Raw genomic sequence first — 12942 nt, 5'->3', positions numbered from 1 at the left:
GCCCATTCAGGACGCCGCCCCCATGGCCACCGCAAGGACCGCCGCCGCGCGCAAGCCGGCCTCGCCCAAGAGTTCCAAGTCCAAGACGTCCAAACCCAAGGCGTCCAAGCCGCGGGCGTCCACGTCCGCGACGTCCAAACGCAAGGCAGCGGCCCGCGCCCACGCCGGCGTGCGCCAGCTCAACGCGCGTCTGCTCGACGCCCGCCCCGACACCGCCGACTTCCGCGACCGCATGTTCGAACCGACCCTGGTCGACGTGCCCGCGCACAAACCCTTGAGCGAACACCTCAAGCTGCGCCTGCCGATCCTCGACCAGGGCGACGAAGGCGCCTGCACCGCGTTCGGCCTGGCCACCGTCGCCCATGCCCTGCTGCGCAAGCGCAACCCGCGCGCGGTGCTGCGTCCGGTGAGCACGCGCATGTTCTACGACATGGCGCGGCGCTACGACGAATGGCGCGGCGAGGAATACTCCGGTTCCAGCTGCCGCGGCGCGATGAAAGGCTGGCACCACCACGGCGTGTGCGCCGACAAAGTCTGGCCGTACAAGCCCGGCAAACGCCTGGAAACCTACACCGAGCAGCGCGCTCGCGACGCCGCGCAGCGGCCGCTGGGCGCGTACTTCCGGGTCAACCACAAAGACCTGGTGGCGATGCACGCGGCGTTCGCCGAAGTCGGCGTGCTGTACGCCTCCAGCGCCGTGCACGACGGCTGGGACGAGCCCGGCCGGCGCGGCGTGATCGCCTGGGAACAGCAGGAGATCGCCGGCTACCACGCCTTCGCCATCGTCGGTTACGACGAAGGCGGCTTCTGGATCCAGAACTCCTGGGGCAAGACCTGGGGCCGCAGCGGCTACGGCTACGTCAGTTACGACGAATGGCTGGAACGCGGCACCGACGTGTGGGTGGCGCGGCTGGCGGTGCCGGTGCGGCTGCACAGCGCGCAGTCCAGCGCGGTCAGCCATTCCAGCCTGGCCCGCCAGTCCACCGGCTATTCGCAGGCCGACCTGCGCCCGCACATCGTCAGCCTCGGCAACGACGGCGCGCTGCGCGACGACGGCCGCTTCGGCACCAGCGTCGACGACGTGCGCAACCTGATCCGCAACGACCTGCCGCGGATCACCGCGGCCTGGCCGAAAAAGCGCGTGCTGCTCTACGCCCACGGCGGCCTGGTGCCCGAGCAGGCGGCGATCCAGCGCGTCGCCGATTACCGCAACACGATGCTGGAGCAACAGATCTACCCGTTGTCGTTCGTCTGGAAGACCGATGCCTGGACCACGCTCGGCAACATCCTGCGCGATGTCGCCAAGCCGCGCAGCGAAGGCATCGTCGACAGCGCCAAGAATCTGCTGCTCGATCGCCTCGACGACACTCTGGAACCGTTGGCGCGGGTCGCCGGCGGCAAGCTGCTGTGGGACGAGATGAAGGAAAACGGCCTGCGCGCCACCACCGCGCGCAGCGTATTGCCCGGCGGACAAGTCAGCGAAGCCGGCGGCGCCGCGCTGGTGGCGCGGCTGCTGCAGGAATGGCGCGCGCGCGACAGCAAAGTCGAACTGCATCTGGCCGGGCACAGCGCCGGTTCGATCCTGCTGGCGCCGCTGGTGCAACTGCTGACTGCCGACGGCGTCGTGCCCAGCGGGCCCGCGGTCGGCCAGCAAGGGCTGGGCCTGACCATCGAGAGCGTCGCGCTGTGGGCGCCGGCGATCACCGTCGAGCTGTTCCTCGACACCTACGCGCCCGCGCTGCGCAGCGGCAAGATCAAGCGCCTGGCGCTGTTCACCCTGACCGACAAGGCCGAGAACGACGACCACTGCGCCAGCATCTACCACAAGTCGCTGCTGTACCTGGTCGCGCATGCGTTCGAACAACAGCCGCGCAGCTGGATCAACCGGCGTTTGCGCAACGGCACGCCGCTGCTGGGCATGGCCAAGTTCCTGGAAAAAGGCGCCGAGCAAGGCTCAGCGGAGCTGCGCGAGTTGCTCGATCGCGGGCTGATCGACTGGGTCCAGTCGCCGACCTCGGGCCAGGCCGAAGGCTCGCCGAACGCCGCCTTCGCCACCTCGCACGGCGGCTTCGACGAAGACCGCGCGACCTTGGCCGCGACCCTGGCGCGTATCCTCGGCCCCGGGCGCTCCGGCGTCAGCGGCCGCAGCGGTTTCGATCTGCATCGTTCCGAATCCGGCACCGCCGAGCGCCGCGCCAAGATCGTGCGCGGGCTGGCGAAGCGGTAAGCGAACGGCGCTGCAGGGACGCGAAGCCGCCGCCGGATGCGGCGGGCAGGGATGCAGGTGCGTCGCGCGGATACGGTGCCGTGCGCCGCATCGGGCCGCAGGACGCGGCCAGGCGGATGCGCGACGCGCCCGTATCGAGGCGCGTCGCGCTAGCGGACGCGGAATCAGCGCATCGACGCTAACCCGTCGTCATTTCGGAACCCGCCGTCATTCCGAAACCCGCCGTCATTCCGGCGAAAGCCGGAATCCATTTTGCTTCTGCATGGCTGGGTTCTGCACTGCGCCTCCGCCCGCGACCGCTCAGCGACGCACCCAACGCCCGCCATGGAAGCGCCACGCCGGCCCGTACGACACCCAGCGCGGCCCGACATAGGCATACCCCGGACGCGCGACCACGTAGTTGCCGCCGATCCACACGTGGCGGCGGCCGTTCCAGCTCCAATAACCCGGCGTCCACACATAACCCGGACGCACCCGCACCCGCTCGTAACGCGGCGGCGGCGGGGCCACGCGCACGTCCACATCCACGTAAGCGCGCGCCTGCGCCTGCGGCGCATGCACGCCCGCCAGCGTCGCCACACCCAATACCGCCGCCACCATCAAAGGACGCATAGCCATGATCGTTCTCCTCGATCCGGCGGCCACCCGCCGGTTACCGCAGACAACGCCACGCCCGCGCCGCTGTTGACGGCGCGCCTGCGCGCATTCACGGATGCGCCGGATTGCTGAAGGCCGGCTTGCTGGAAAACGGTTGCAGCGCGAAGCGGTTGACGCTCGCGACGTTTGTTGCGCCCGCACACCGACCCGGCAATGCCGGCAAAGCCGCCTGAAATCCCCCTGTAGGAGCGGCGCGAGCCGCGACCGCGACAACGCAACTACGACGCAAGGTTCGACGCGAGCGCAGGCTTCGCGGTCGCGGCTCGCGCCGCTCCTACAGGGGGATTGCATGGGGCAGTGCGGCTTGGCGCCGCGACGTATCGAACCGGCCGTTGTCGCCGCTTGCGACCGTCCAGTCACTTCCGGCGCACCCGCGCCGCACAGCCCCTATTGACGCCCGCCGCCGGACTCCGCTAGCGCCGCGCCTCCCTACGCCCCCGCACGCGCGGGGCAAACCGGGGCGGCGCGCACAGAGCTACAATACGCGCAGACCGTCCTGCGTATCGAGATGCCCATGAGCACCACCGCCGCGAACATCCCCGCCGCCCAGCCCGACGCGACCCCGCTGCGCTTCGTTACCGCCGCCAGCCTGTTCGACGGCCACGACGCCGCGATCAACATCATGCGCCGGCTGATCCAGGGGCAGGGCGCCGAAGTCGTCCACCTCGGCCACAACCGCTCGGTCGAAGATGTGGTGCGCGCCGCGTTGCAGGAAGACGCCGACGGCATCGCGCTGTCGAGCTACCAGGGCGGCCATGTCGAATACTTCAAGTACATGGTCGACATGCTCAAAGAACGCGGCGCCGGCCACATCCGCGTGTTCGGCGGCGGCGGCGGCACGATCACGCCAGAAGAAATCCGCGAACTGCAGGCCTACGGCGTCGAGCGCATCTACCACCCCAACGACGGCATGCACATGGGCCTGGTGGCGATGATCGAAGACGTGGTGCGCCGCGCCAGCGACGCGCGCCTGGCGACCGAATCGAGCCCGCAGGCCTCCAGCATCGGCGATGAAATCAGCATCGGCCGCACCCTCAGCGCGATCGAAGAGGGCGCGTTCGACGAATCCCAGCTCGCCCACCTGCGCAAGCAGTGGCAGCTGGCCGGCGGCAAGACTCCGGTGGTCGGCATCACCGGCACCGGCGGCGCCGGCAAGTCGTCGGTGACCGACGAACTGCTCAATCGCTTCCTCGCCAACTTCCCCGAGATGCGCATGGCGGTGATCTCGGTCGACCCGACCCGCCGCCGCACCGGCGGCGCGCTGCTCGGCGACCGCATCCGCATGAACTCGTTGCGCAGCCACCGCGTCTACATGCGCTCGATGGCCACGCGCCGGCAGAACTCGGCGACCAACACGGTGCTGAAGGATTGCATCGGCTACCTGCGCAGCCTCGGCTACGACCTGGTGATCGTCGAAACCGCCGGCATCGGCCAGAGCGATTCGGAGATCGTCGACCTGGTCGACTTCCCGATGTACGTCATGACCAGCGACTTCGGCGCGCCGAGCCAGCTGGAAAAGATCGACATGCTCGATTACGCCGAACTGGTGGTGCTCAACAAGTTCGACAAACGCGGCGCCGAGGACGCGCTGCGCGATGTGCGCAAGCAGTGGAAGCGCAACCGCGTCGCCTTCCAGACCAAGGATGAGGACGTCCCGGTCTACCCGACCATCGCCAGCCAGTTCAACGACCCCGGCATCAGCTGGATGTTCGCCAACCTGTGCCGCCTGCTGCGCGAGAAGCTGTCGCTGCCGGCCGAGAAGTGGACGCCCGACGTCAACACCGAGCTCAAGGAACCGCGCGCCACCGTGCTGATCCCGGGCGCGCGCGTGCGCTACCTCGCCGAGATCGCGGAGCAGGGGCGTTCGATCAATAAGCAGATCGAGACGCAGTCTGAGATCGCTGATCGCGCGCAGTCGTATTGGCAGTCGCTGCACGACCTCGAAGACGCCGCGTTACCGAAGGCGTTGGATCTCTACGCCGCCGACGCACTGCTGCCCGAAGCCCCTGTAGGAGCGGCGCAAGCCGCGACCGCGCAACTCGCAGGTGTGGACCGCACCCTGCTGACCCTGCGCCAACGCTACAACGACGCCGTCCAGTCGCTGACCTCCGAAGCGCTGAAGCTGCTGCGCGACTGGCCCGCCCGCCTGAAGTCGATCACCGACGAAGTCAACGAATACAAAGTCCGCGACAAGGTCATCCGCGTAGAAAACTACCGCGAGTCCCTGAGCCACCAGCAGATCCCGAAGATCGCCGCGCCGACCTACAAGAGCTGGGGCGAGCTGCTGACCTTCCTGCAGAAGGAAAACCTGCCGGGCTATTACCCCTACACCGGCGGCGTCTACCCGTACCGCCGCACCGGCGAAGACCCGATCCGCATGTTCGCCGGCGAGGGCACCCCGGAGCGTACCAACCGCCGCTTCCATTACCTCAGCGTCGGCCAGCCGGCCGCGCGTCTGTCGACCGCGTTCGACAGCGTGACCCTGTACGGCGAAGACCCGGCCGTGCGCCCGGACATCTTCGGCAAGATCGGCAACTCCGGCGTCAACATCGCCTCGCTCGACGACATGAAGAAGCTGTACTCCGGCTTCGACCTGTGCGCGCCGAGCACCTCGGTGTCGATGACCATCAACGGCCCGGCGCCGATCATCCTGGCGATGTTCATGAACACCGCCGTCGACCAGCAGATCGAGAAGTACCTGCGCGAAGACCAATCGCGCTGGGACGCAGCCCACGACAAGATCGAAGCCCTTTTCGAAGGCCGCAAGCGCCCCGAATACAGCGGCCTGCTGCCGGAAACCAACGACGGCCTCGGCCTGGGCCTGCTCGGCGTCACCGGCGACCAGGTCGTCGACGCCGAGACCTACCAGAAGATCCGCGACAAGACCCTCGCCACCGTGCGCGGCACCGTGCAGGCCGACATCCTCAAAGAAGACCAGGCCCAGAACACCTGCATCTTCAGCACCGAGTTCGCCCTGCGCATGATGGGCGACATCCAGCAGTTCTTCGTCGACAAGAACGTGCGCAACTTCTACTCGGTGTCGATTTCGGGCTACCACATCGCCGAAGCCGGCGCGAACCCGATCAGCCAGCTCGCCTTCACCCTGAGCAACGGCTTCACTATCGTCGAGTATTACCTCGCGCGCGGGATGAAGATCGACGACTTCGCCCCCAACCTGTCGTTCTTCTTCTCCAACGGCATGGACCCGGAGTACACCGTCATCGGCCGCGTCGCCCGCCGCATCTGGGCCCGCGCCATGCGCGAGCGCTACGGCGCCGACCCGCGCAGCCAGATGATGAAGTACCACATCCAGACCTCGGGCCGCTCGCTGCACGCCCAGGAAATCCAGTTCAACGACATCCGCACCACCTTGCAGGCGCTGTACGCGCTGTTCGACAACTGCAACAGCCTGCACACCAACGCCTACGACGAAGCCATCACCACCCCGACCGAAGAAAGCGTGCGCCGCGCGGTCGCGATCCAGATGATCATCAACAAAGAGCTGGGGCTGAACTTCAACGAGAACCCCTGGCAGGGCAGCTTCATCGTCGACAAGCTCACCGACATCGTCGAAGAGGCGGTGTACAAGGAATTCGAAGCGATCAGTGAGCGCGGCGGCGTGCTCGGCGCGATGGACACCATGTACCAGCGCGGCAAGATCCAGGAAGAGAGCCTGTACTACGAGCACAAGAAGCACGACGGCTCGCTGCCGCTGGTCGGCGTCAACACCTTCCTGCCGAAGGACCACGGCGGCGACATCGTCACCGAGATCGAACTGATCCGCTCGACCGAAGGCGAGAAGGGCCAGCAGATCGACAACGTGCAGGCCTATCAGGTCAGCCGCAACAGCTACGCGGCCGAAGGGCTGCGCGGCTTGCAGGCCGCGGCGCGCGAGCGCCGCAACGTGTTCGCCAGCCTGATGGAGGCGGTGAAGACGCACAGCCTGGGGCAGATCAGCCATGCGCTGTACGACGTGGGCGGCGAGTACCGGCGCAACATGTAAACCGTTCCAGGCAAACAGGCCCGCGCATGCGGGCCTGTTTGCGCAGGGCGCAAGCGCAAGGTTTCGGCCCCAGTCGAGAGGAACGCCATGCAGGACAAGGAACGCGTCGCCCCGAACCGTTACCGCTGGCTGCTGCCGGTCGTCGGCCTCGTCGCCGCCACGGTCGGCGGCTGGGCGGTCGCGATCCTCGGCCTGATCCTCAGTCGCTGGCTGCGGCCGTTCGATGTCGCCGCGCGCATCGGCTACGCGCTGTGCTGGCTGACGCTGACCGTGATCCCCGCGGTGTGGATCGCCGGCTCGGGCTATTGGGAATGGTCGTGGCAGCGCGTCGGGCCGCCGGCCGGCTATCTGCTCACCGTCGCGGCGTGGTGGCTGCTGCGGCCGAAACTGTTCCGTCTGCCCAGCGCGCATCGGGCCGCCGCGCTGGGCGTGTCGCTGCTGGGCGCGGTGCTCACCGCGCCCGGCTACATGGGCCTGACGGTGGTAGCGCCGATGCCGTATGTGCTGGCCGCGATCGGCTACGGCAGCGTCGTGCCCCCCGGCGCCGATGGCTACCGGGCGATGCTGTTGGAAGGCGCGGCGTTGATGACCGCGATCTTGTTCGTCGCCCACCTCGCGGTGTACTGGCCCTCGCGCAGGAAGATCGTCGCCGCACAGCGTTGACGCCGGCCGTCGAAGCGGGCGCGGGTTCCAGTTTCCGCCGAACCCGCGCATGAACGCGCAACCGGGCGCGCCGACGTCATCGGCGCGTCACGGCGCCGCACTAGGTTCCTGCGTTTTGCCCCGCAGGCCTCGCCATGTCCGACACCTCCCGCCGCGACTTCCTCCGCCTCGCCGGCCAATCCGCCGCCGCGCTCGCCGCCGGCGCGATGCTGCCGCCGTCGATCGCCAAGGCCTTGTCGATCGCGCCCGCGCGGGTCAGCGGGACGATTCAAGACGTTCAGCACGTGGTGATCCTGATGCAGGAGAACCGCTCCTTCGACCATTACTTCGGCACCCTCAGCGGCGTGCGCGGCTTCAACGACCCGCGCGCGCTGCGCCAGGTCGGCAAGCCGGTATGGCAGCAGAACTACAAGGGCCGCGACTACACCCCGTACCACCTCGACACCAGCAAGACCTGGGCGCAGTGGCTGGACAGCAACGACCACGGCTGGGGCGGCCTGCACGATTGCTGGAACCAGGGCCGCAACGACCGCTGGATGCAGGTGCAATGGCCGCAGGCGATGGGCTACTTCACCCGCGCCGACCTGCCGTACTACTACCCGCTGGCCGACAGCTTCACCGTGTGTGATGCCTATCACGCCTCGATGCTCGGGCCGACCAATCCCAATCGCCTGTACCTGATGAGCGGCCGCGCCTCGGCCAACGCCGACGGCAGCGGCGTGCACACCAGCAACGACATGGCCGACACCGGCGGCAGCGTCGGCTGGACCACGTACGCCGAGCGCCTGCAACAGGCCGGCGTGTCGTGGCGGATCTACCAGAACGGCGCGGCGGGCTCCTACAACGCCGCGCTGAACTTCCTGCTCAGCCGCTACAAGATCGACGACAACAACAACTACGACTGCAACGCGCTGGCCTGGTTCAGCCAGTTCAAGAACGCGCCGCGCGCCTCGCAGCTGTGGGAGCGCGCGATGACCGTGCGCGGCCTCGACAAGCTGCGCGAAGACGCGCTCAACGACAAGCTGCCGCAAGTGTCGTGGCTGGTGCCGCCGTTCTCCTCGTCCGAGCATCCGTGGTGGGGCCCGGCGTTCGGCGAGCTGTACGTGGCCAAGGTCATCGAAGCGCTGACCGCCAATCCCGCGGTCTGGGCCAAGACCGTGTTCCTGCTGACCTACGACGAATGCGACGGCTTCTTCGACCACGTGCCGCCGCCAACGCCGCCGTGGCAACAGGGCCGCGGCGCCTCGACCGTGCACACCACCGGCGAGATCGAGGCCACCTCCGGCCTGCCGATCGGCCTGGGCCACCGCGTGCCGATGCTGGCGATCTCGCCGTGGTCGAAGGGCGGTTGGGTCAGCTCGGAAGTGTTCGACCACACCTCGGTGATCCGCTTCCTGGAAACGCGCTTCGGCGTGGCCGAGCCGAACATCAGCGAATGGCGGCGCGCGGTGTGCGGCGACCTCACCGCGCTGTTCGACTTCGACGGCGCCGACACCGCCGTGCCCGCGACCGCGCGCGACGTCGCCGCCGCCGATGCGCATATGAACGACGCGTACTGGAAACAGTACTACTACGCCAAGCCCGATTACCCGGCCGCCTCGCCGGCACTGCCGCCGCAAGAACGCGGCATCAAACCCGCGCGCGCCGTGCCTTACGACCTCTACGTCACCTCGTGGAGCGAACCGGCGCAGCGCGAGTTCTGGCTGGAGTTCGCCAACCAAGGCCCGCGCGCCGCGGTGTTCCAGGTCTACGCCGACAACGGCGACGCTGGCCCGTGGACCTACACCGTCGAATCCGGCAAACAGCTGAGCGACTACTGGATCGCCGACGCCCAGGGCGCCTACGGCCTTGTCGTGTACGGGCCCAACGGCTATTTCCGCCGCTACGCCGGCCGCATCGACGCGCGCGGCGCGCGCCCGGACGTGATCGCGGTGTACGACAAACCGCGCGCACGCCTGGCGTTGGCGATCGAAAACAGCGGCGCCGCCGCCTGCACCGTGCGCGTGGCCGCCAACGCCTACAGCGCCGAACCCGCGCGCAGCTACCGCCTCGCGCCCGGCCAGAGCGTCGATGTGCACTGGTCGTTCGCCGACAGCGCCGGCTGGTACGACCTGAGCATCACCAGCGACGCACCGGCCGGCTTCCTGCGGCGACTGGCCGGGCATATCGAAACCGGGCGGGTGAGCCGCACCGATCCGCTGTTGAGCGGCGCCGCGATCTGAACGCCCACGGTCGCGGCTCGCGCCGCTCCTACAAATAGCGATCCACCCACGCGATCCCCCTGTAGGAGCGGCGCAAGCCGCGACCGCGCCCCCACAACCTCCGGCGCCCCCAACAACCCCACCGCAACAACCCGCCCGAACCAACGCGGCCCCGCGGACCGCCACCGCTCGCCCAACCCCACCGTCGCCCGGATAATGGCCGCATGACCATCTTCCTCACCGACTTCGCCCGCCCGCGCCTGTTCCCGCGCGAACCGCGCCGCAACACCATCCAGGACATCACCCCCGAGCAGTTCGAGCGCCACCTCAACGAAGTGCCGCCACTGGCCGTGCTCGACGGCTACGCCCCGTTCTGCAAGCTGCACGTGCACCGCAACTGGACCAGCACCCGCTGCCTGGCCGTGCCGATCACCGACGCCAACCGCCACTTGCTGCGCAGCGGCTACGACGCCCGCACCAAGGACGAACTGCCGGTGCTGACGCGCTGGTTCGAAGACATCGACCCGCCGGTGGCCGACTACCTCATCGTCATCCTCTACGACCGCGAACAACTGGCGAAAGAAGGCACGGTCATCGACGCCGACTGGGGCGTGGTCGGCTGCATGTACACCGCCGAACCGATGGAAACGCCGATGGCGCCGATCACGATGATGCGCAATGCGCTGGGCGTGGAGGAGGGCGGGTCGGGGGTGGCGTTGGATCGCGAGGCTTACAAGCGCAGCGTGGAGTTCTGGAGCGCGCACGCCAACTGGCGGGGATAGTCGTTGCTCGATGTCAGGCGTGGGGCCGAAGCGCATTGCCTCGGCCTTTCGTCCTGTAGTTCGGCCTTGTAGTGCCGTGGCCGGAACGGAAGATTTTTCACGTTCGACCATGACGGCGCGCCGGACGCAAAGACCGGCCGCCATCGGATCGAACTGACGTCCCAGTGAAGGGACAACGTCTCGGGGGGAGACGATGCTGAGCCAAGACACAGTCAAGGCGGCCTTGAAGGACACTTCATGGGCGAGCTTGAAAGCGCACATGGATGCGATTGCGACATTCGACGGCGAGAAGCTGGTCGAGCTGGTGCGCATCAACGAGTCGATGCTGTTCAAGCACGGCGGCAAAGGACTCGCCGCCCGCGATGAGCTGCTGTCGCAGCTGGCCGCCTACCTGCGCGCAGCGGGGCAGGGCGACCACGCCTCGGCGCTGGAGGCCCACACCGCCGACCTCGCCCTGGTCGAAGCCGGTTTCGCCGGAATCCTCAAAGAGATCGACACCGGCCCCTGGAAGCCGATGAGCGGGGCTACGCGGGTCGCGAGCATGCTGGAACTGGCGAGCCGCGAATCGCGCTATTTGAACGCGCAGATGGAAAAGGCCATCGTCAGCGGCGAAGGCGTCGCCAACCCGATGATCCAGGCGCCCGACGGCCGCCGGCTCGATCCCGACGTGGCCCTGGGCGCCTTGCTGGATCTGGTCAAGAACACCGTGATGATGGAGGCCTACCGCGGCAAGTGGTTCGACGCGCAAGGCCACGTGCGGGTCCCGGATTGCCCGGCCATCGAAGAGGCCGACGTCCAGCGCATGAACGGCTACGGCCTCTACGCCAACTCATGGCGCAACTGGGACGGCGCACAACAGAAAGTACGGTTCCGGGGCGCCCGGCTGCGGCCGTTGAGCGAAGCGGAAGTGCGGCATCTGGTGGGCGAACGGTACGGCGAACCCGGCGTGAGCCGCTACGGCCACGTCCTGGAACTCGACGGCGAGCGCGAGTTTCCCGATATCTGCGCCAACGAACGCCTGATGGACCGGATCAGCAACGATCTGCGCATCATGGCGCGGGGACTGTCCAAGCGCACCCTCAAGAATTCCGGCGATCACCACCTGCCGCCCGAGACGTATCTGTCCATTGACGAAGCGCTGGCAGTGGAATCGATGGCGCATCTGCTGTCGATCGACGCGACCACCTCCGAGCAGGTGTTCTCCGGCTTGCGCATGATCGAATGGATCCGCGGCTATGCCGCGATCCGGCGGCGCGTGCAGAACGACTCGGCCGGCGCGCAGGAAAACGCGTTCTGGCTGCGCTACGCCCGGGCCGATCTGCTGGCCGAACTGACCGCCTGCGGCCTGAGCGAAGACAAGGCCGAAACCTTCCTGTCGCATGTCACGCTGCACCGCTCCAGCCGCGATCTCTTCGACCAACCGCTGATCGCCACCACGGGCGGCGACCTGATCGTCGTGGCCTATGCACTGGCGACCTCGCTGATCTCGCAGGTGGTGCTGTCGGCCATCGCCTCCAAAGCACGGCTGGACGAACACGAAACGGCGCAGGTCGAAGGCAAGGGCGAGGCTTTCGAGCGCCGCATTCTCGACCTGTTCCAGCGCCTGGGCCTGAAGGCCGGCGCGCCGACGGTCAAGCTCGACGACCAGCAATACCAGTACGACGCGCTGCTGGCCTGGGGCGACTTCCTGTTCGTGTTCGAGTGCAAGAACCACACACTGTCGTCCAACCACCCGGTGGCCGCGTACTACTTCGAAAAGGAATGCCGCGAAAACATCAAACAGGTCAAACGCCTGGCCGATGCCTTGGAGCGCTACCCGCAGATCCTGGAACAGCACCTCCCCGAAGGCATCGGCAAGACCATCGTTCCCTGCATCCTCAACGCCTTGCCCTACGCCACCACGGGCGCGCGGGACGGCGTGCTGTTCGCCGACGAGTCGGCGCTGTCGCGGTTTTTCACCGGCTCGGCCGGGCTGCGTGCGGGCGTCGGCGGCGACTATCTGGTCGAACTGCGTTTGTGGCAGGGGGCGACGCCGACCGCGCTGGACCTGGTGTTCGCGCTGCTGTATCCGTTCCAGATGCATCTGATGGCCGACCAGCTCGAGAGCTCGCACGCCCCCGCGTGGCTATCGCCCGAATGGATGGCGGTGTGCTGGTACTTCCAACGCACCTCGATGACCCAAGCCGAGATGAAAGCGGCGATGGAAAAGTTCGAGGCGTTCCGGAGCGAATGGATGCAAGCGATCGCGGCGCAGGCGGAGGCCGACGAAGCGCAGACAGACAGCGCGTGAGCCGCGAGGCTTCGCGGCGAAGAAAAGATGCGCCGGCAACGCCGCCGGCGCGGCCTTGCCGCCGGATCCGCGCGGATCGTCCGTCACGTCCCGCGCCAAAGGCGGATGACGGCGCAGGC

At 67.7% G+C, this 12942-nt stretch carries 7 protein-coding genes; 6 read left to right on the top strand and 1 reads right to left on the bottom strand.

Going from position 1 to position 12942, the window contains the following annotated elements:
- The first annotated feature begins 22 nt into the window (after nucleotides 1-22).
- Nucleotides 23-2227 carry a C1 family peptidase gene (locus BLU84_RS12185; RefSeq protein WP_083382529.1) on the top strand — a complete coding sequence of 735 codons (2205 nt, stop codon included), beginning with the start codon at nucleotides 23-25 and terminating at the stop codon, nucleotides 2225-2227.
- Between the two features lie 300 nt (nucleotides 2228-2527).
- On the opposite strand, the gene BLU84_RS12180 is transcribed toward BLU84_RS12185, so the two are convergent.
- Nucleotides 2528-2845, bottom strand: a complete 318-nt coding sequence (locus BLU84_RS12180; protein ID WP_074867170.1) for a YXWGXW repeat-containing protein — start codon at nucleotides 2843-2845, stop codon at nucleotides 2528-2530.
- A 553-nt stretch (nucleotides 2846-3398) separates the two neighbouring features.
- Between BLU84_RS12180 and BLU84_RS12175 the strand changes: the two genes are divergently transcribed.
- The 5 genes from BLU84_RS12175 to BLU84_RS12155 all read left to right on the top strand — a co-directional run bounded on the left by BLU84_RS12175 (nucleotide 3399) and on the right by BLU84_RS12155 (nucleotide 12823).
- Nucleotides 3399-6887: a methylmalonyl-CoA mutase family protein gene (locus tag BLU84_RS12175; protein WP_074867168.1), complete on the top strand. Its 3489-nt coding sequence runs from the start codon at nucleotides 3399-3401 to the stop codon at nucleotides 6885-6887.
- Nucleotides 6888-6974: 87 nt separating this feature from the next.
- Nucleotides 6975-7550 carry a hypothetical protein gene (locus BLU84_RS12170; protein WP_074867166.1) on the top strand — a complete coding sequence of 192 codons (576 nt, stop codon included), beginning with the start codon at nucleotides 6975-6977 and terminating at the stop codon, nucleotides 7548-7550.
- Between the two features lie 134 nt (nucleotides 7551-7684).
- Complete coding sequence (locus tag BLU84_RS12165; RefSeq protein ID WP_074867164.1) at nucleotides 7685-9772, top strand: phosphocholine-specific phospholipase C; 2088 nt, start codon at nucleotides 7685-7687, stop codon at nucleotides 9770-9772.
- A gap of 203 nt (nucleotides 9773-9975) precedes the next feature.
- Nucleotides 9976-10533, top strand: a complete 558-nt coding sequence (locus BLU84_RS12160; protein WP_074867162.1) for a DUF3228 family protein — start codon at nucleotides 9976-9978, stop codon at nucleotides 10531-10533.
- Between the two features lie 259 nt (nucleotides 10534-10792).
- Nucleotides 10793-12823 carry a hypothetical protein gene (locus BLU84_RS12155; protein ID WP_074867161.1) on the top strand — a complete coding sequence of 677 codons (2031 nt, stop codon included), beginning with the start codon at nucleotides 10793-10795 and terminating at the stop codon, nucleotides 12821-12823.
- Nucleotides 12824-12942 lie beyond the last annotated feature (119 nt).

Origin of the sequence: Lysobacter enzymogenes (assembly GCF_900106525.1) — a bacterium.
Classification (GTDB): Bacteria; Pseudomonadota; Gammaproteobacteria; order Xanthomonadales; family Xanthomonadaceae; genus Lysobacter; species Lysobacter enzymogenes.
This window is presented reverse-complemented; position numbering and strand designations above follow the sequence as displayed.